This window comes from Shewanella sp. 10N.286.48.B5, assembly GCF_002874355.2.
In the GTDB taxonomy this organism is placed as follows: domain Bacteria; phylum Pseudomonadota; class Gammaproteobacteria; order Enterobacterales; family Shewanellaceae; genus Shewanella.
Map to the genome: position 1 here is coordinate 2379359 of NZ_MCVG02000001.1, position 20323 is coordinate 2399681.

Sequence of the window (20323 nt, forward strand, 5' to 3'; positions counted from 1 at the left end):
AATAACACTAAATAAACACTATATGCCCTACAAAGAAAACACTATACTAATCATTCACAACCTTAGAAATTAACCATTTTTTGACAAAGGCTTAACTTTCTGAAAAAGTGGTACTTTATTGTAAATAATTATCAATTGCAGCAGACAAAAGTATCCTTAATATGTCAATGATTAGACCATTCTTAATATGCGCATTTTTTATTCTTCAAAGCATTTCTCACTCAGCTATGTCTGCTGGCGCAGATGACTATGAATTAGTCCTAAATACCGATCGATATAATGTTGAAGACGGCTTATCACAATCAAATGTCACTAGTATTGTAGAAGATAGGCAGGGTTATATATGGCTTGGTACCGTCAATGGGCTTAATCGGTTTGACGGTGTTAATTTTAAACATTTCTATGCAGATGACAGCCAATCCAGTTTACCTAGTTCATTCGTAAAAACATTGCTAATTGATAAAAAAAATAGACTCATTGTTGGTACCGATAAAGGGCTTGCTGTCTTTGATGAGAATTCTGAAAAATTTAACCCTATTTTAATAGAAGGTAAAAAAATTGATGAATCAATTTGGTACCTATCCCACCTCTCTGAAGGCATTGCTCTAGGTCTCAACAACAAGGTTATCATCCTAAATGAGAAATTAAATAGAGTAATCTGGAGTTTTGAAAGTAAAGTGTTACATGAAGTAAAAAGAATAATTCAAATTGGTGATATTTTTTATATCCGAAACTATACTGGTACAGTATTCAAATTATTCGAGAATAACTTAACGGTTATCGAGCACCAATCAAATGATATAGGACAGTTGAACGAAGAACTTATCATTTCATCCAACAATGGTTTATATAGTTACAAGAGTGATATTAAAAGTAAATTCTCAAATTTAGTTTTAACATATCTAGAAACGTCTCAAAATGAAAACGAACTTACCTCAATAGCAGATTCAAGTATTGTAAAACTACTAAAAAACAAAGAAATAAAAAATGTAGGATACATTAATAAAGAAGGTTCAATAAAACGCCCTTTGATAAAAGAAACCAAATCAGCAATTTTCGTAGCTGATGTCCATGTTGGTTTAATCATAATAAAAAGAAGTAAAAATCTGATAAAAAACTCGAAACTAATAACAAGTAACATTTGGTCAATAACCAAGAACAATGAAAATATTTTTATTGCAATGGACTCATCTGAAGTAAAAATATTAGACAATACGCTCAAAGAACAGTCATCGATAATACTTGATGATACTGCAGGACCTAAAAGTATTGGACTACTCAATAGAGAACTATATATAGGTAGTATAAATGGCCTCAGCACAGTAAATCTAGATACATTAGCATTAGATATGCTACTTGATGAGCCGGTCACCTACATAACAAGCGATCCTGGCAGGCAATTAGTCTACATATCAACAGCTAATGGTAAGATTTTAGTTTTAAAGAATAATCAAGTAATAAAATCGATGTCAACAGGTGAACGTTACCCTATATTTCAATTATTAAGGAAAGGTGACACTTTCTGGGTTGCTAGCCAAGGAGGTTTATTCAGAATAACTGATGATAAATCCGAAAAGGTATATAACGAAAGTATGGTGACTAGTCTTGCTTTGGATGGAGAGAATTTGCTATTTGGAACTAGACATTCGCTGCTGAAACTGTCCACCAAAACCCTTAACCAACAGACTATTTTTAAAAATAACAAATTGATATTTTCCATTGAAGTTTTAAATAACTTTATAGTTTCTTCTTCTGCCACAGAAATAAATATCACAAACAAAATAAATCTTTCAAACACCACTATAACGAACAAAAATGGTGCTCAAAGTGATTATAACTCTGTCGGTTCGATAATCATTGATGATTATAGCTTATTCACAGGTTCTAATGGCATTAGTATTATTAACCCTAATGAGATTTATAAAGAAATTATTAGTAGCAACTCTTCAAATGTTGCACTAATTGACTTCCAACTGTTCAACATCTCAGAGAAAGTTGGAGGAAGAGTATTATCAAAACCAATTAACAACCAAGAAAATATAACATTAAAGTACTCAGACTACCCCTTCTCTTTTACCTTCACAGCTCCAGGAAAGTCTCTAGAAGACTATAAATTCTTTTATCAAATGGAAGGTCTAAATGATGATTGGTTACCCGCACAGAATATTAACTCAGCCACTTACACGAATCTATCTGCCGGAATTTATTTTTTTAATGTTTACGCTATAAACAAATTATCAGGTAAACAAGGTGCTACAAAATCAATTAAAGTTATTATTACCCCACCTTGGTATTTATCTTTTGAAGCAAAACTATCCTATACCGTATTGGGCTTATTAATATTGCTACTCATAGCCAAGACAATTTTACGCAGACGAGAAATACAAAAACAAATAGCCCTTAGTGAAGAAAGATTAAAATTATCACTATGGGGTAGCGGTGATGAAATGTGGGATTGGGATATTGAAACCGGTGAAATTTACCGATCCAATATCTGGGGAACATTAGAGTTTCCTCAAGATGGCCATCGCTCAGGAAAACCTGGAGAAGAAAGCAATATTCACCCCCTCGATCAAAATAGAGTTAAAACAGCCCTTAATGACCACTTTAAAGGGCTAACAGATCATTTTGAAGTTGCATACCGCGTTAAAAGCCTTCAACACAAATGGGTTTGGGTACTAGATAGAGCAAAAATTGTTGAAAGGGATCACAAAGAAAAACCGCTGCGTATGACGGGTACCATCAAAAACATCAATAATATTAAACAAACCGAAGAACAATTAAGACTATTCGAAAGAGCAATTGAAAACATTTCTGAAGGCATGTTTATTCTAGATGACAAATTTCATTTTGTTGAAGTCAACGATGCTTGTTGTCAATTAACCGCCCAAAACCGAGCTGAATTTCTTGGACAATTATTTAACTTTACTCGTTACCCTGACAGCTACTCTAACCAAATTCACGCAGCTTTGGCCCAACAGGGCAGCTGGAGTAATGAAGTAGAAGCTAATCGCGGCGATGGTAGTTATTTCTTAATGGAGTTGACGATTGATGCAATATACAACGAGCAAGGCGAAACCAGTCATTACGTAGGGGTATTCTCAGATATTACTCGTCGTAAACAGCAAGAAGAAGAACTACGCAAATTAACCAATAGTGATTTGCTCACCGGGCTACCTAACCGTTCTAGTTTACAAGTAACCTTGAACAATCTAGTGAAAAAAGACGTCCACCATACATTAATGGTATTGGATTTAGATAATTTCAAACGTATTAACGACTCGCTAGGCCACCAAACTGGTGATGCGTTACTTATTGATGTCGCTCGTAGGCTTCAAGAAAATATTCCAAATCACGTTAGTTTATATCGTCTTGGCGGTGATGAATTTGCCATCTTAGTTGACCATAACCCTGATATTGGTTCATGTGCGGCTATCGCCTCTCGAATAATAGACTCATTGAAACAAGAGTTTAAAGTTGATAACGAATCCCTCGTTATTAGCTTAAGTATCGGGATAGTTTTATACCCTGAAGATGAGCAAAATGAACAAGCCCTATTAAGAAAAGCAGATATCGCTATGTATCATGCCAAATCAGGGGGTGGCAATCGTTACCAATTCTATTCAGAGTCTTTAAACAAAAATGCGCTACGCCAATTAGAAGTAGAAAACTTGATCCGAGAAGGATTAAAAGAAGATTACTTTGAAGTCTATTACCAACCCAAAGTCGATTTAAAACAAGACAGCCTTGCTGGAATGGAAGCTTTAGTTAGATTAGTTCATCCGGAATTTGGTGTCATCCCGCCAAATGAATTTATTCCACTTGCTGAAGAAAATGGTTTAATTGTAGAAATTGGCGATCTGGTTTTACGTAAAGCCTGCTTTGCAGCACAGAAGTGGCGCGAACAAGGTGTATTTAACGGCCGTGTAGCCATAAACTTATCTTCAAGACAGTTTGCCCTACCTGATTTACAGCAACGCATATTAAGTGTATTAGAGCTCACAAAGCTCCCAGCTTGTCACCTTGAACTAGAAATTACTGAAAGTACCATTATTAAAAATCCAGATAATGCCATCAAAGTAATGAATCAGCTTGCCCAAATGGGGGTGACTCTAGCCCTTGATGATTTTGGTACTGGGTATTCATCGCTTTCATATCTCAAACATTTCCCAATTCATTGTTTGAAAATTGATAAATCTTTTGTGGATGATATCGATAAATCAGATCGTGATTTAAAAATGGTCGATAGCATTATTACTATCGCACATAACATGGGCTTATCTGTTGTCGGAGAAGGTGTAGAAGAAACCGCGCAATTAAATATATTAAAAGCCTTAAAATGTGAAGAAATCCAAGGCTACATCTTTAGTAAGCCTGTTCCAGAAAAAGATTTCACCGAATTATTAAACATCAATCAAAAAAAACAAAGTAAAAAAACCGCCATTTAAGCAACATTGGCATAACAACTGCAACTCTCTATTCAGATGTCAAATAAAAGTTAACACTTTAATTAACCCTGAATAGAGAGATTTAAAAATGATTAATGGAATTATCGTAGCTGCAGTATTATCTTCAACTTCTAACGCCGCTATTAATACAACGGAAACAGTATTAGTTAACCTACCTAACCAAGGTCAATATATTGGCACCCCATATAGCAAACACTTAAAATTAAAAACTAAGCTAGCTCATAACCCTTATATCAAGTATTCAGAAGCAACAACTGAGTTAGCCCATAATCCTTATATCAAGTACTCAGAAACAACGACTGAATTAGCTCACAATCCTTATATCAAGTATTCAGAAGCAACAACTGAGTTAGCTCATAATCCTTACATCAAGTATTCAGAAGCAACGACTGAATTCGCTCACAACCCTTATATCAAGTACTCAGAAGCAACGACTGAACTTGCTCATAATCCTTATATCAAGTATTCAGGAGCAACGACTGAACTTGCTCACAATCCTTATATCAAGTATTCAGAAGCAACGACTGAATTCGCTCACAACCCTTATATCAAGTACTCAGAAGCAACGACTGAACTTGCTCATAATCCTTATATCAAGTATTCAGGAGCAACGACTGAACTTGCTCACAACCCTTATATCAAGTATTCAGAAACAACGACTGAATTAGCTCACAACCCTTATATCAAGTACTCAGAAGCAACAACTGAGTTAGCTCATAATCCTTATATCAAGTATTCAGAAGCAACGACTGAGTTAGCTCATAATCCTTATATCAAGTATTCAGAAGCAACAACTGAGTTAGCTCACAACCCTTATATCAAGTACTCAGAAGCAACGACTAAACTTGCTCATAATCCTTATATCAAGTACTCAGAAACAACGACTGAATTAGCTCATAATCCTTATATTAAGTATTCAGAAGCAACGACTGAGTTAGCTCATAACCCTTATATCAAGTACTCAGAAGCAACGACTGAACTTGCTCACAATCCTTATATCAAGTATTCAGAAGCAACGACTGAATTAGCTCACAACCCTTATATCAAATACTCAGAATCAACGACTGAACTTGCTCACAATCCTTATATCAAGTATTCAGAAGCAACGACTGAATTAGCTCACAATCCTTATATTAAGTATTCAGAAGCAACGACTGAGTTAGCTCATAACCCTTATATCAAGTACTCAGAAGCAACGACTGAACTTGCTCACAACCCTTACATAAAGTATTCAGAATCGACAACAAAATTTGCCCATAACCCATACATTAAATACACCAATTCAAGCATCGCTTAAGGAGATAAAATTATGTTTAACTCTTTATTAAAAGCACTAGGAATTGCACAGCCGCAACGTAAGAAAGTTAAATTACCTGAAGGCCTTGAGCATCTAGAGGTCATCCCAGCTAAAGCATGGTGGAACTAAGTCTTGTAGTGATATTTTACAGGCAAAGAAAAAGGGAGCATTAGCTCCCTTTTTAATACGCGGAATTTGCTAAAAGTATTGTTGCTGTTCATTACTAACCGCTAGTTTACGGGTTAATAAATATTTATGACTGTTGAACAATGGGTAAGCCAGAGGGCCCATCAACAAACCGGCAAATGACCATCTTTTTACTGCCATACCTTGAGCAAAAGCACAATTGCCAAGATAAATCGCCGATAAGATTGAAATAATAAACACTAGAAATACCACTGAAACCTCTACAATTCATTCAGTTAACATCATTTCTTAAGCTCGTAGCATTAAGTTTTTGTGTTCAATGCTAGCTTTGGTCACATTATAACCAAGCCAAATACTCAAAGCTATGGGGATTTTTAATTGAGCCACAGTCAAAATATTCCGCAGCGTACATAAAACAGGCAAATCCCTGCCACTTTAGAATGAAAAAGCGGCATCCTGTTGCCGCTTTGTTAAATGTGTAATCCTTAAAGTCTTAGTTTAGACTAATAAAAACTCGCTCCCTCATCAGCCATTTTGACTAACCTTTCACAAGGGGCAAATCTTTCGCCATGTAATTGCTGATACTGACGTAATTTTGACACTAGATTATTGATCCCCATGGTATCCATATAACGGAAAGGACCGCCTAAGAATGGCGGAAAACCAATTCCAAAAATAGCACCGATATCACCGTCTCTTGCATTGGCAATAATGCCTTCATCTAAACAACGAACAGCTTCGTTTAGCATCTGCACAACACAACGCATAGCAATATCGCTTTCACTACCACTTAACTGATTATTAATGCCTAGTACTTGATATACACTTTCATCCACTAGCTTAGCTTTGTTTTTCTTGTTGCCGTATTGGTAAAAACCTTTGCCGTTTTTACGGCCTTTACGGTCATCTGCAAGTAACTTATCAAATGCACTTGGAGCTTCAAAGCGCTCACCCAGTTCTTTAGTTAAGATCGGCGCGATCTTAGCACCAACATCAATACCTACCTCGTCTAGCAAAGTAATAGGTCCTACAGGGAAACCAAACTTAACTAACGCTTTATCTAAAAATTCAATTTTTTGCCCTTCAAGAAGCACTTGCGCAGCTTCATTCATGTATAAGGCTAAAATACGATTTACATAAAAACCGGCCCCGTCTTGAACAACAATCGGTGTCTTACCTTGCTTACGAGCAAAGGCCACTGTCGTAGCAATGGTTTCTGGAGAGGTTTTCTTGTGCGCAATCACTTCCACTAACGGCATTTTCTCAACTGGCGAGAAATAATGCAGACCAATCACATTTTCAGGTCGACTGGCCGCTTCGGCAATTTGGCTGATTGGTAATGAAGATGTGTTAGATGCAAAGATAGTATTTTCATGACATTCACGTTCTACATCTTTCACCATTTGATGTTTTAATGCTAAATCTTCAAATACTGCTTCTACTACGATATCAGCATCTTTTACGCCGCTATATTCAGTGGTTGTCGTCATTAACGCCATTAGATTATCTCTAACTGCCGGAGTCATATGACGGCGCTTAACGCCTTTGGCTAACAACTTATAAGCATAAGCCAACGCATTACTTAAGCCGGTTTCATTGATATCTTTAACACGAGCAGGAATTTTAGCTTTGGTTGTCGTCACAGAGGCTATTCCGCCACCCATTAAGCCACCACCAATAACCAGTGCCTTGTTCACTTTGCGAGGTTTGCCCCCTTCTGCACCGGTTTCTTTTTTCATTTCTGTGGTTGCAAGGAATATACTACGAAGCGCTTCTGACTCTGGTGACATAATAAGTTCAGCAAAATGACTTGCTTCAACTTCTAAGCCTTTGATCATGCCTTTATTCATACCCTGCTTAACACAATCAATGATTTTAGCAGGAGCTGGATAATTACCCTGGGTTTTCTTCATCACTTGTTTAGCGGCTTGATCAAAAATAATGTCACGAGTCGTACTGGTTGATTCAAGCAACTTGTTTAAAGCAGACTTTTTAACCACTTTAGCAGCAGACTTGCCTTTTTTTGCCATGGCAACTGCAGTCTCAAGCAAAATAGACTCTGGAACAACGTCATCAACCAAGGCTATTTTCAGTGCTTGTTTCGGACGCAGCTGCTTACCTGTTAGCATCATATCGAGCGCTGTAGTAATACCGACTTTTCTTGGTAAACGTTGGGTTCCCCCGCCACCTGGTAATAACCCAAGTTGAACTTCAGGCACACCCATAATAGTTTTCTTACTGTCGCTGCACACACGCAAATGACACGCTAGCGCTAGCTCTAATCCACCACCTAAGCAGGCACCGTTAATAGCAGCAACAACCGGTATAGTGAGGTTTTCTAATTCATTAAATACCACATGCCCTTGTTGTGATAGTTCTTTGGCAGCAGCAACACTGGTACAGGCATCTAACATGGTGATGTCAGCGCCAGCAACAAAAGAGTCAGATTTTCCTGAAATAATCACTAAACCTTTAATGCTAGCGTCAGTTTTTATCTCGGTAAAAATGTCACTAATTTCTGGGCCAAATTCTGCTTTTAAGGTGTTCATGGTTTCACCAGGAACATCCATAGTCAAAACCGCAATACCGTCTTCACGGCGTTGTAAATTAAATGTCTTTTCCATCAGAATTACTCCACTTCTACTATCATTGCAGCGCCAAGACCACCTGCTGCACAGGCTGTGGCTAAACCGGTTCCACCACCACGGCGTTTAAGTTCACGACATACTTGAGTGATCAAACGCGTACCCGTAGCCGCAAATGGATGCCCATAAGCTAATGAACCACCTAGTACGTTAAATTTACTCATATCGATTTCACCAATCGCACGATTTTGGCCTAACTTTTCTGCAGCAAACTTTTTAGAGCCAAACATTTGCATGTTGGCTAAGGTTTGCGCTGCAAATGCTTCATGCATTTCAATTAAGGTTAAATCTTCTAACTGCATACCAGCACGCTTTAGTGCTAGCGGCGTAGCATAAGATGGCCCCATTAACATATCTTGCCAAACATCAATGGCAGTAAAGGCATAGCTCTTAATGTAACCAATAGGCTGATAACCTAATGCTTTGGCACGGCCTTCACTCATTAAGATAATTGCTGATGCGCCATCAGTTAGCGGCGTACTGTTGGCTGCGGTAACTGAACCATGTTTGCGATCAAAAGCTGGACGTAATTTAGCGTAAGACTCTAAAACTGAGTTTTCACGAATGTTGTTATCACGATCAATAAACTGCTTATAAGGAGGCACATGAGCCGTCATCACTTCATCGCGTAAATTACCTGAGTTCCAAGTTTCTGTTGCCAGAGTATGTGAGCGATGAGCCAGTGCATCTTGATCGGCGCGGCTAATTGAATAGGTCTTAGCCATTTGCTCAGCCGTTTGCCCCATTGACAAACCGGTAGAATATTCTGCAACCGCTGGCGGTACCGGCATTAAGTCTTTTAAACCCAAACGACGTGCAATGGCGAATTTTTGTTTAAAGGTACGGGCCTTATTTAAGTCCACTAGCGCATGAGCCAGCTTTTTTGACACGCCAATCGGTAAAACAGAAGATGAATCTGCGCCGCCAGCAATACCAATTTCAACATTACCAGTCATGATTGACTCAGCCACATTCACTGCCGATTGAAAACTTGTCGCACAAGCACGAGTGACACTGTAAGCATCCGTTGATACATCCATGCCAGTGCCTAATACGATTTCACGAGCAATATTTGGCGCAGCAGGCATTTGCACAACTTGACCATAAACTAATTGCTCAATGGTTTTTGGGTCTAACTCTGAGCGAGAAAGCAATTCATTAACCACCATTTTGCCCATATCTAAAGCTGAAACGCCATGAAATGCGGTGGCTTGTTTGGCAAAAGGCGTTCGTAAACCCGCTACAATTGCAATGCGCTCGCCGCGGGCATTGGTTACTTGTTGTCTATCACTCATTGTTCACCCTCTTTTAATTGTTTAGCCTTTATAGGCTTTTCAGTGAAAATCCATTTTGTCAGCGTTATCTGGTCTGACCATAAAAGTGTGATCTGATTCTAACTTTTAATTAGCAAGTTTAAAACACCCGTATGAAAATAACCTGACAATTTCCAACAAAATTAACAACCCAATTGAGATTTATATATTAAATACAGAAGGTTAAACTTTAGAGCATTAGCTTTATTAATATATTTAAGTATCGATTAAAGCTAGCTAACGCACCTTTAGTTGCAGCTAATGAACACCACGAATAAATAAAAATGAAATTCTGTTAATGCTACTAGCCAAAGGCCAATAAAATTCATTAACATAGAGTGAATTAGATAACGTTTTTTAGACAATAAATTTGAGTATCATCATGCCTTTGAGTCGATTTCATTCTTTACGCGCTTATTTAGATAATGTCATTTTGGGACAACCGGTTTTAACTGAAAATATGCTCATCGCACTTATTGCCGATGGTCATTTACTGGTTGAAGGCCCTCCAGGTTTAGCCAAAACCCGTGCAGTAAAAGCATTATGTGATGGCGTTGAAGGCGACTTTCATCGCATCCAGTTCACGCCTGATTTATTACCAGCGGACTTAACCGGCACCGATATCTATCGCGCTCAAACGGGTACCTTTGAATTTGAAGCGGGGCCGATTTTCCATAACTTAATCCTTGCCGATGAAATTAACCGCGCTCCAGCGAAGGTACAATCCGCTTTACTTGAAGCCATGGCTGAAGGACAAGTAACCGTAGGTAAACACAGTTACCCGCTGCCAAAACTCTTTTTAGTGATGGCAACCCAAAACCCACTTGAAAACGAAGGGACTTACCCGCTACCTGAAGCGCAATTAGATCGCTTCTTAATGCACTTAAATTTAGATTACCCAAGTGCCGATACCGAGCGTCAGATTTTGCGTCAGTCTCGTAACGAAGCACTGACTCATCAGTTACCGACCATCGAGCCTGTGGTACAAGCAGATGTATTTTCTGCCCGTGAACAAGCGATGGAACTGTACTTAGCTGAGCCCCTTGAAAGCTATATCGTAGAAATTATTATGGCCACTCGTCAGCCAGAGCGTTATAGCCCAGAACTAGCCAAGTGGCTTGAATACGGCGTGAGTCCCCGCGCTTCAATTTCATTAGAGCGCTGCGCGCGAGCCAGAGCCTGGTTACATCAACGCGATTTTGTCTCACCTGAAGATATTCAAGCTGTGGCGCCTAATGTTTTACGCCACCGTCTACTGTTGAGTTATCAGGCACAGGCAGAAGGGATTAGTGCAGATCACGTCATTAATCATATTTTAAGCCAAGTGGCTGTACCTTAATGTTGAGTTATAGCCACTATGTCAGTAACCGCTATGTCAATTGAAAAAGAGTTGCCGCTATTTAGTAATGGCGTCAACCTTAATGAGCAAGAGCTAATAAGTTGCCAGAGTATTGCCCGTGCGATGCCTGAGAAACGTAGCCGCGCAAAAGCCAGCCTTGCAGGCCATAGAAGCAGCCTCATAAAAGGGCGTGGAATGGAATTTGCCGAAGTGCGACATTATCAAAATGGTGATGATGTGCGCACCATAGACTGGCGCGTTACGGCCAGAACTGGCAAGGCCCACACCAAATTATTTATTGAAGAACGTGAACGCCCTATTATCTTGCTGGTCGATCTAAGTCATAGCTTATTTTTTGGCTCGAGTTTGCTTTTACAGTCTCTGCAAGCCGCCCATGTCGCAGCAACACTTGGCTGGAACGCCATTAACCACGGTGACCGTTTGGGGGCATTGATTGCCAGTGAAACCGAACATGTGGAGTTAAAACCCCGCAGTCGCCGACAAGGTATTTTGCAGCTCACATCAGCATTAATCAAAGTGCATCAAAACCAGTTAAATCACTTTGATGAATTACCCCAAGATCCCCAGCATATTTTACGGGCTTGCCAGCGATTGCAACGCATCGCTAAACCCGGCTCACTGGTATGGATAATTACTGATGGCCAGCACTTTAGCCAAGAATGTTTAGCGGCACTCACCGAGCTTAAACGCCATTGTGATGTGGGTGCCTTTATTATTACAGACCCATTACGACAAGGCACTTTAGCGTTACCAAAGCGATTTTCACTGCCTGTACGTGATGGTAAGCAACAACTTACCTTAACTCGCCATAGCTACAATGTGTGGTTAAATGAACAGTTAGCTCGTCAACAACAGTTTATTGAATTAATGAAAATGCTCAAAGTTCAAACCCGCTTTATCGATGCAGGTAAGAGTCTTAGCGATCAATTGGAACTATTACGTTAGATGAATGCTCCTCAAATCAATCCCGCATTAATGCAAATGGAAGATATCGTGCTGCCGCAGCCAATATCACAATTGCCCATTGCCCCCGGTTATTGGCTAGTGGCGATTATCATTATCGCGGCTGGTGTCATCACTTTCATCAAGCTGCGAAAACGTGCCAAATATCACGCCCCGAGAAAGGCCGCATTAGCGCAACTACAGCAACTTGATATAAATGACAGTCAATACCCAAGCCAGATTAATAGCTTACTAAAACGAACTGCCTTGAGTTATTTACCCAGACAGGATTTTGCACAACTTGATGGCGACCAATGGTTCAAATGGCTTGAGCTAAGGTTACCGCAAGCAGAGCAAGGCCAAATTGGCTTGTTATTAGCCAAGCGTTATCAAGCTTGTGGCTTAAATGCAGCTGAAAAGCAGCAGTTATTTAAGTTAGCCAAGTCTTGGTTAACTAAAAAAGCTCGCTTTGCGCCCCTTAATGCCATCAAAAGCAACGCTAACAGCGCAAATACTCAAGCAAATAGTCCACAGGAGGCATCATGTTCTCAATAGCATGGCCGTGGTTATTGCTTTTATTGCCATTACCTTGGCTGTTAAAACCAAAGCGCGTTTCAAAAAATAATGGCGGTCACCTGCAACTTCCTGGCATCGCTAATGCTGATCAGGTCATATCAAGCCATGCTGACAAACCATCCCGTAAATTGTATTGGTTAATGTGGGCATGTTTATTGTGCGCACTTGTCAGGCCCCAATGGTTAGGCGAGCCTATAGAGCTGCCATCTGAAGGGCGCGACTTAATGCTGGCAGTCGATTTATCCGGCAGTATGCAAATTGAAGACATGGTTGTTGAAGGCAAAACGGTTGATAGATTGACCCTTATTAAACATGTGATTGGCGACTTTATCGAACGCCGTAATGGCGATCGCCTTGGGTTAATTTTATTTGCCGATCACGCCTATTTACAAGCGCCACTGACCCAAGATAGACGCTCGGTGGCAAAGTTTCTCGCCGAGAGTCAAATTGGCCTAGTGGGCAAACAAACCGCCATTGGTGAATCAATTGCATTGGCGGTGAGACGCTTTGATAACGTTAACGACAGTAACCGAGTGCTCATTTTACTCACCGATGGTTCAAATAACGCAGGTAACATAGAACCTGAAGTGGCAGCTCGCATCGCTGCAGAGCGCAATGTCACTATTTATACCGTCGGTGTTGGCGCTGAAATACTGGAAAGACGCAGTATTTTCGGTACTGAAAAAGTAAACCCGTCAGCAGATCTTGATGAAGCGCAATTACAACAGCTTGCAGAAATGACCAATGGTCATTACTTTAGAGCCCGTAATAGCGAAGAGCTAGAAGAAATTTATCAAAAAATTGATGAATTAGAGCCTGTCAGTCGCGACCAATTAACCTACCGCCCCCAAAGCGAGTTATTTTACTGGCCATTGTTGTTAGCGTTATTAATCAGTTTAAGTATTAGTCTACGTAGTCAAATGAATTTACCTAAAAATCTGACTTCAGCCTTTTACAAGGAGGATAAATAATGAGTTTGCATTTTATCCGCCCTGAATGGCTATTGGCCTTAATTCCATTAACCATTATTGGACTATTTTTGTGGCGCCAGAGTAAAAATAACTCTGCATGGCAACACTATATTGCCCCTCACCTTGCTAGCACCCTGATCAGTGAGTCTGCACACATCAAAAAACAACCCAAATGGTTATTAATGCTGTGTTGGTTTATTGCGGTTGTGGCCATATCGGGCCCTGCCGTGAATAAACAAAGCCTACCTGTGTTCGCTAGCGAGCAAGGGCGTGTACTGGTAATGGATATGTCTTTATCCATGTATGCAACCGATCAAAAACCTAATCGACTATCCCAGGCCAAATATCGAGCCACCGATTTTTTAACCAATTTAAAAGAAGGTGAAACTGGGTTAATCGCTTTTGCGGGAGATGCATTTACTATTAGTCCGTTAACCCGTGATAGCTCTACCCTATTAAATCTGCTCCCAACCTTAAGCCCGGACATTATGCCCGTTAGAGGCTCAGATTTAGCCGCCGCCCTTACCCTTGCCCAACAGTTATTAGGTCAAGGCGGGCATATCAGCGGTGATATTATTGTGATGACCGATGGTGTTAATGCAGCCCAATATGCGCAGGCAGCAAAAGCGCTGGATGGCAGTCGATATCGAGTATCGGTGATGGCATTTGGTAGCCAACAAGGCGCAGCAATACAGCTGCCAGATGGTCAGCTCATGCGCGATAATGCCGGTGAGATCGTGGTTGATAAAACTGACTTTTCATTGCTTGATAAATTGGTTACTCCCACTGGCGGTTTAATGTTACCAGCACGGGCAGACGGCGCAGCACTGGGCCAACTCGAAGCATGGCTTGCTAATGATGGTAATGCAAAAGCCACCGAACTTGAAGGTGAAGCTTGGCAAGATTTAGGCCCTTATATTGCCCTCCTGTTGATTATTCCAGTACTGCTGAGTTTTAGGTTTACAGTACTGCCTATGGTGAGTGTCCTCACGCTAGGCTTATTGATGCAGCCAACTCCTGCTTCAGCTAATAGCTGGGATGATTTATGGCAAACCGCCGATCAACAAGCCTCAGAGCAATTTAATCAGGCTCAATCAGCAGAAGACTATTCTAAAGCTGCCGAGCAATTTGACCAGCCTCAATGGCAAGCTAGCGCCCAATATAAGGCTGGTGACTATGAAAATGCCTTAAGCGGTTTTGAGCAAGATGACTCTGCCAATGGTTTATATAATCAAGCCAATAGTTTACTGCAGCTGAATAAAATTGATCAGGCGATAAAGCGTTATAAGCAAGCATTAACTCAACAAGCAGATTTTCCTCAGGCCGAGAAAAACCTCGCTTTGGCTGAGCAAATGAAGCAGCAACAAGAGCAACAGTCGGAGCAGGATCAGCAAAGTGATGACAACCAATCATCTGACCAGAAGTCAAATGATGAGCAGTCATCAAATGATCAATCTCAAGGAGATCAATCACAGCAAGATCAATCTCAAAGTGATGAGTCTAGCTCTGAGCAATCTCAACAGCAGCAGTCTCAAAATGACCCGTCACAAGAAGAGCAATCTGCGAATGATTCTCAGCAGGATCAGCAATCTAGTGACTCTCAACAAGATGACAGCCCCAATGAGGCTGACGAAAGTTCATCAGCTTCATCTCAACAAAATGAGCAACAAGCCGATAATAATGAAGCTGAAATGCAAGCTAACAGTCAAGATAACCAAGCTCAAGCTGAGCCTGAAACTGCTGAGCAACAAGACAAGACTCAACAACAAGCTCAAGCTGCTGAAACATCAGAACAACAGCCAGAATCTGAGTCTGGCACACCAGTGGCCTCATCGGCTTTATCTGAAGAGCCGCTGCCAGCAGATTTAGAAAGAGCACTTCGCGCAGTCAGTGAAGATCCACAAGTATTAATTAGAAACAAAATGCTATTGGAATATCAAAAGCGTCGTCAAAACGGCCAACTTCCTAAGGATAAACAACAGTGGTAAACAGAATCATTTTAGCCCTAGTCGCTATTCTTTTTACAGGGCAAGCACTCGCGGTCACTAACATTCAAGCAACGGTGGACCGTAACCCCGTCATGCAAGGTGAGTATTTTGTATTAAACGTCACCGCAGATGATGATGTTAATGCAGGCTCATTAGACACCTCAATATTGCTAAAAGACTTTGTTGTCGGCCGCACTAGCGTAGGACGAAGCACGCAAATCGTTAACTTCAACTCCAGTAAAGAAACCCGCTGGCAAGTATTATTATCGGCTAAAAATAGCGGCACTGTGACTATTCCTGCCTTTACTATGGAAGGTATTCAATCTAATCCCATCGAGTTAACGGTTTTAGATGCTGGCTCCCAGCCTCAGCAAATGCGCAATTTGTTTGTGGAAGGCGAAGTTAGCACTCAAGAAGCTTATGTGGGCCAATTAATTACCTATAAAGTTAAGCTATTTTTAGCTGCTGAATTACAGCGTGGTGTCATTAGCGCCCCAGAAATATCAGGTGCTGAGATCAAGCAGCTTGGCGAAGATCAAGACAGTGTTGAAGTGGTTAATGGCCGCCGTTTTCGCGTAATTGAGCGAACCTATGCCATGATTGCCGATACTCCAGGTAAACTCGCCATTAAAGGTGCGAGTTTTTCAGGTGATATTTTAGTTGAAGCACCACGACGTGGCGGCATGTTTGGCTTTAATGAAAGCCGTCCGATGCAAGCTGCTGCTGAAGATACTGAAATCATAATTAAACCCATACCTGACAGCTATCAAGGTGATTGGCTCGTCAGTGATTTATTAATCGCTAAAGAAGTGTGGCCTGAAGACAGCAGTGAATTTGAAGTGGGTAGCCCAATCACCCGCACCATTAATATCATCGCATCTAATGCTGACAGTAATAGCCTGCCTGACATTGAATTAGCTATGCCAAGTGCGCTGAAATCATATCCAGAAAAACCAGTTAGACAAACTGTACTTAGAGAAAACCATGTAGTGGCTCAGTACAGCCTTACCACGGCTATCGTGCCAACCAAAGCTGGAACATTTACCCTTCCTGAAATTACAATTCCGTGGTGGAACTCGCAGCTACGCCAGCAGCAATTTACCACCATTCCAGCAAGAACAGTGACCATTGCGGCTAATCCAGAACAAGCACCAACGCCAATTACACCTGAGGTTACACAGCCCAGCAATAATCCTGGTTTTTGGCCTTGGTTAACACTGCTATTTGCCGCATTATGGCTTATCACAATCGCCCTGTGGTTAAACGCCCGTAAGCAAAAGTCGCTAACAGTTACCTCTGAAAATGTTGATGTTCAGTCCTCCTCTGCTCGAGTGAGCATCAAAGACATTAGCAGTGCCTGTGATAAAAATGATGTATCTCAAGTCATTACATTACTGCAGCAGCATTTTTCTACATTACTAAACAAACCAATGAACTTGGCTGATATTAGCCAGTTATCAACTGCGCTAGCTCAAGCAACTCATCAATTACAGCAGGCTAAATACAGCCAATCTTCAACATTTGTTGATAAAGCGGCTTTATTAAAAGCCATTGAGAGTTACAGTCATAATTCTGCAGTAAACTCCCCATCTGCACTGAGTTCGTTAAACCCTTAACGAATAAACTGATTGAATAGCAAGCATAATTATACTTGCTATTCATCAGTAACCTTTTAAGCTATCGAACATAATATTTTTAACAAAAAGATAAAAATGTTTGATAGCTTGCGAAATAAAAAGTCCGAACCCACGGTCATATCTGACATGTTAACTAAACAACGACGATACGACAGCCTCGTCCGGGCACTTCACGCAGATATCTTCCGATATGCCTATTGGCTTATCGGCGATAAACATGTTGCTGAAGACGTCACTCAAGAAACCTTTTTACGTGCATGGCGTGCGCTTGACTCTTTAAAAGATGACAAAGCCGCTAAAGCATGGCTGATCACTATCTTGCGCCGAGAGAATGCCCGTCGATTTGAACGTAAGCAGTTTGACTACAGTGATGTAGAGCAAGAGTTGCTTGAAGACCAAAAGTCTTCCACTACCGAAGAGCAAACAGAGCAATATTGGCTACGTAAACAGATCGGCTTATTAGAGATTGAATATCGAGAGCCATTACTGCTGCAACTCATTGGCGGTTTTAGTGGTGAAGAAATTGCAGAGTTGCTTGAACTTAATAGAAACACCGTCATGACGCGATTATTTCGTGCCCGTAATCAATTAAAAGACGCTTTAGAGTCTCCTGAAGTTAGAGGTCAATCAAATGGATGATCTACAATTTCGTCGCCATGCCTATGACGACCCCAACAGCCAAGATGAAGATTTCTTGGCACAAATTGCTGCGTCTGAGTCTGATGCAAAGTTAGTCAGTGAATTAAAAACATTAGACAGTAAGCTTACCCATGCGCTTAATATTGATGTGCCTAATGATTTAGCAGATAAATTATTATTACGTCAGCAACTGAATAAACATCAGGAGCAAAAAAAGCATACTCGTTATTTAATGGCTATGGCTGCATCCGTGGCATTAGTCATCGGTTTAAGTTTTAGCATGTTAAAATTTGCCCCCGTTGACTTAGCTGAGCATGCGCTCGCTCATGTATACCATGAACCCAAATCAATGCTGGTTGATCAAAATGTTGGCTTTGAAGATGTTAATTTTAAACTGGCTGGTATTGGCGGTTTAGAAAACGCGAAATTCATTCAACAGCCCGGAAAAGTGTTTTATACCTCCTATTGTGACTTTCAAGGAGTTAAAAGCTTGCACTTAGTGATGGAAGGTAAAGACGGTAAAGTCACCCTCTTTATTGTCCCGGCTGAAAATAGAATGGTCACCGAAGAAACTTTTGCAGATCAACACTATCAGGGCTTGGGCTTTCAAACAGCTGGGGCATTCATGATGTTAGTTGCAGAGCAAGATACTGATTTACAGTTTGTTAAATCTGAAATAGAGCAAACCTTTATCTAGTTATAGTCACAACCTGTAACCATCTCCTATCAATTAGATAATAAGCAGTCAATGTAAACTTATTGAGTGCTTGTTATCACATCAAATTTACTTCCCAAATTGTGCACTGGCTCATACATCTGCTAGCATATGCGCCACAATAATAAAAATACGGAAGTATCATGACCATAGAAACCCCCATTCTAATTACTTTTATCGGCTACCTCGCGTTAATGATGGGGATTGGCTACTGGGCTTATCGTAAAACAGATACCGTTGACGACTATATTCTGGGTGGCCGAAAAATGGGCCCTGCTGTCACCGCCTTAAGTGTTGGTGCATCAGATATGTCAGGTTGGTTATTACTTGGCTTACCTGGTGCAGTGTATTTAGGCGGCTTAGGTGAAGCTTGGATTGGTTTTGGACTGATATTTGGTGCCTGGCTCAACTGGCTTTTTGTCGCCAAACGTTTACGTATTTACACTGAACTGGCTGACAACTCGCTGACATTACCTGACTTTTTTGAAAATCGCTTTCATGATAACCAAGGCGTATTAAAAATGGTTGCTGCGGTCACCATCTTAGTCTTTTTCACCTTTTATACCTCATCAGGTATGGTTGGCGGCGCAATATTATTTGAAAAAGTATTTGGCCTTGATTACACCTTAGCACTCATTATAGGTTCAGTAATCATCGTTTCTTACACTTTTGTAGGCGGTTTCTTTGCCGTCAGTTGGACTGACTTTTTCCAAGGCTGTTTAATGTTAGTGGCCTTACTTATTGTACCTGTAGCCATCTTCAGCCAACCTGAGACTCAAGAAAACCTGCAGCAACTTGACCCTGCCATGCTGTCGTTTGTCAGTGAAAACACCACAGTCATCGGCTTAGTGTCATTACTGGCTTGGGGCTTAGGTTATTTTGGCCAGCCACATATTCTATCTCGCTTTATGGCCATTGGCAGCGCTAAAGACATTAAGTTATCTCGTCGCATTGCTATGAGCTGGATGGGTATTTCTCTGATTGGTGCATTGGCAACGGGTATCGCTGGTACCTTGTATTTTGCCGACACTCCCCTAGATAACCCAGAAACTGTATTTATTCACCTTGCCCATGCTGCGTTTAATCCATGGGTTGGCGGCTTGTTAATTGCAGCAATTTTATCCGCGATCATGAGCACCATTGATTCACAGCTTTTGGTTTGTTCAAGCGTAATAACTGAAGACTTTTATCGCAAATGGATTAAACCCGATGCGAGTAATAAAGAGTTAATGCTCGTGGGCCGTTTGGGGGTTATCGCCATTGCTATTGTGGCCGCAGTCATTGCACTTAATCCTGAAAGCAGTGTCCTAGGGTTAGTGAGCTACGCATGGGCAGGCTTTGGCGCAGCATTTGGCCCTGTGGTATTACTATCACTATTTTGGCAGCAATATAGTCGTAACGGCGCTGTAGCAACAATTGTTGTCGGAGCGGTGACCGTGGTGGTCTGGAAACAACTCTCTGGTGGTATTTTTGACTTGTACGAAATAGTCCCTGGATTTTTGCTCGCCTCATTGGCAGGTATCTTAGTCAGTAAGCTATTTCCTGCAAGCACAGAGACGGTGGCCTCATTCAAAGCCTTTCGCCAGTCACTTTAGTGCTTTACAAGGTTAACCCTTAGTAAACA

Annotated in this window: 14 protein-coding genes; 11 read left to right on the forward strand and 3 right to left on the reverse strand. The window is 40.8% G+C overall.

What is annotated here, in order from left to right; genetic code table 11:
- Window positions 1-161: 161 nt before the first annotated feature.
- The gene (locus BCU57_RS10195) at window positions 162-4448 is read left to right on the forward strand and encodes an EAL domain-containing protein (protein WP_102437478.1); all 4287 of its coding nucleotides are present in this window, start codon (window positions 162-164) and stop codon (window positions 4446-4448) included.
- An 88-nt stretch (window positions 4449-4536) separates the two neighbouring features.
- Window positions 4537-5766 carry a hypothetical protein gene (locus BCU57_RS10200; protein WP_413211427.1) on the forward strand — a complete coding sequence of 410 codons (1230 nt, stop codon included), beginning with the start codon at window positions 4537-4539 and terminating at the stop codon, window positions 5764-5766.
- A gap of 198 nt (window positions 5767-5964) precedes the next feature.
- On the opposite strand, the gene BCU57_RS10205 is transcribed toward BCU57_RS10200, so the two are convergent.
- From BCU57_RS10205 to fadI, 3 genes are all read right to left on the reverse strand, one after another.
- Complete coding sequence (locus BCU57_RS10205; RefSeq protein WP_241901111.1) at window positions 5965-6153, reverse strand: hypothetical protein; 189 nt, start codon at window positions 6151-6153, stop codon at window positions 5965-5967.
- A gap of 263 nt (window positions 6154-6416) precedes the next feature.
- Complete coding sequence (gene fadJ / locus BCU57_RS10210) at window positions 6417-8537, reverse strand: fatty acid oxidation complex subunit alpha FadJ (RefSeq protein ID WP_102437484.1); 2121 nt, start codon at window positions 8535-8537, stop codon at window positions 6417-6419.
- Between the two features lie 5 nt (window positions 8538-8542).
- Window positions 8543-9853, reverse strand: a complete 1311-nt coding sequence (gene fadI / locus BCU57_RS10215) for an acetyl-CoA C-acyltransferase FadI (protein ID WP_076537168.1) — start codon at window positions 9851-9853, stop codon at window positions 8543-8545.
- A 400-nt stretch (window positions 9854-10253) separates the two neighbouring features.
- Here fadI and BCU57_RS10220 point away from each other — a divergent pair, with 400 nt between their 5' ends.
- The 9 genes from BCU57_RS10220 (at window position 10254) to putP (ending at window position 20294) form a co-directional block, all read left to right on the forward strand.
- The gene (locus BCU57_RS10220; protein ID WP_102437486.1) at window positions 10254-11210 is read left to right on the forward strand and encodes an AAA family ATPase; all 957 of its coding nucleotides are present in this window, start codon (window positions 10254-10256) and stop codon (window positions 11208-11210) included.
- 18 nt (window positions 11211-11228) lie between these two features.
- On the forward strand, window positions 11229-12176 hold the full coding sequence (locus tag BCU57_RS10225) for a DUF58 domain-containing protein (protein ID WP_241903488.1): 948 nt from the start codon (window positions 11229-11231) through the stop codon (window positions 12174-12176).
- Window positions 12177-12728 carry a DUF4381 domain-containing protein gene (locus BCU57_RS10230; RefSeq protein WP_102437488.1) on the forward strand — a complete coding sequence of 184 codons (552 nt, stop codon included), beginning with the start codon at window positions 12177-12179 and terminating at the stop codon, window positions 12726-12728.
- The gene (locus tag BCU57_RS10235) at window positions 12716-13720 is read left to right on the forward strand and encodes a vWA domain-containing protein (protein WP_102437489.1); all 1005 of its coding nucleotides are present in this window, start codon (window positions 12716-12718) and stop codon (window positions 13718-13720) included. Before BCU57_RS10230 ends, BCU57_RS10235 begins: the two co-directional genes overlap by 13 nt.
- The gene (locus BCU57_RS10240; protein WP_102437491.1) at window positions 13720-15708 is read left to right on the forward strand and encodes a vWA domain-containing protein; all 1989 of its coding nucleotides are present in this window, start codon (window positions 13720-13722) and stop codon (window positions 15706-15708) included. The genes BCU57_RS10235 and BCU57_RS10240 overlap by 1 nt, the downstream gene beginning before the upstream one ends.
- Window positions 15702-17324, forward strand: a complete 1623-nt coding sequence (locus tag BCU57_RS10245) for a BatD family protein (protein ID WP_102437493.1) — start codon at window positions 15702-15704, stop codon at window positions 17322-17324. The genes BCU57_RS10240 and BCU57_RS10245 overlap by 7 nt, the downstream gene beginning before the upstream one ends.
- A gap of 96 nt (window positions 17325-17420) precedes the next feature.
- Window positions 17421-17984, forward strand: a complete 564-nt coding sequence (locus BCU57_RS10250) for a sigma-70 family RNA polymerase sigma factor (protein ID WP_102437495.1) — start codon at window positions 17421-17423, stop codon at window positions 17982-17984.
- Window positions 17977-18681 (forward strand): DUF3379 domain-containing protein, encoded by a 705-nt coding sequence (locus BCU57_RS10255; protein WP_102437497.1) that lies wholly within the window; start codon window positions 17977-17979, stop codon window positions 18679-18681. Before BCU57_RS10250 ends, BCU57_RS10255 begins: the two co-directional genes overlap by 8 nt.
- A gap of 161 nt (window positions 18682-18842) precedes the next feature.
- Window positions 18843-20294 (forward strand): sodium/proline symporter PutP, encoded by a 1452-nt coding sequence (gene putP, locus BCU57_RS10260; protein ID WP_102437499.1) that lies wholly within the window; start codon window positions 18843-18845, stop codon window positions 20292-20294.
- The last annotated feature ends 29 nt before the right edge of the window (window positions 20295-20323 follow it).

Excerpts from the sequence above, each read along its gene's own strand:
- BCU57_RS10230 (WP_102437488.1), top strand. The coding sequence starts at position 12,177 with ATGAATGCTCCTCAAATCAATCCCGCATTAATGCAAATGGAAGATATC.
- BCU57_RS10250 (WP_102437495.1), top strand. The coding sequence starts at position 17,421 with ATGTTTGATAGCTTGCGAAATAAAAAGTCCGAACCCACGGTCATATCT.
- fadJ (WP_102437484.1), bottom strand. The coding sequence starts at position 8,537 with ATGGAAAAGACATTTAATTTACAACGCCGTGAAGACGGTATTGCGGTT.
- putP (WP_102437499.1), top strand. The coding sequence starts at position 18,843 with ATGACCATAGAAACCCCCATTCTAATTACTTTTATCGGCTACCTCGCG.
- BCU57_RS10255 (WP_102437497.1), top strand. The coding sequence starts at position 17,977 with ATGGATGATCTACAATTTCGTCGCCATGCCTATGACGACCCCAACAGC.
- BCU57_RS10200 (WP_413211427.1), top strand. The coding sequence starts at position 4,537 with ATGATTAATGGAATTATCGTAGCTGCAGTATTATCTTCAACTTCTAAC.
- BCU57_RS10220 (WP_102437486.1), top strand. The coding sequence starts at position 10,254 with ATGCCTTTGAGTCGATTTCATTCTTTACGCGCTTATTTAGATAATGTC.
- fadI (WP_076537168.1), bottom strand. The coding sequence starts at position 9,853 with ATGAGTGATAGACAACAAGTAACCAATGCCCGCGGCGAGCGCATTGCA.
- BCU57_RS10195 (WP_102437478.1), top strand. The coding sequence starts at position 162 with ATGTCAATGATTAGACCATTCTTAATATGCGCATTTTTTATTCTTCAA.
- BCU57_RS10225 (WP_241903488.1), top strand. The coding sequence starts at position 11,229 with ATGTCAGTAACCGCTATGTCAATTGAAAAAGAGTTGCCGCTATTTAGT.
- BCU57_RS10235 (WP_102437489.1), top strand. The coding sequence starts at position 12,716 with ATGTTCTCAATAGCATGGCCGTGGTTATTGCTTTTATTGCCATTACCT.
- BCU57_RS10240 (WP_102437491.1), top strand. The coding sequence starts at position 13,720 with ATGAGTTTGCATTTTATCCGCCCTGAATGGCTATTGGCCTTAATTCCA.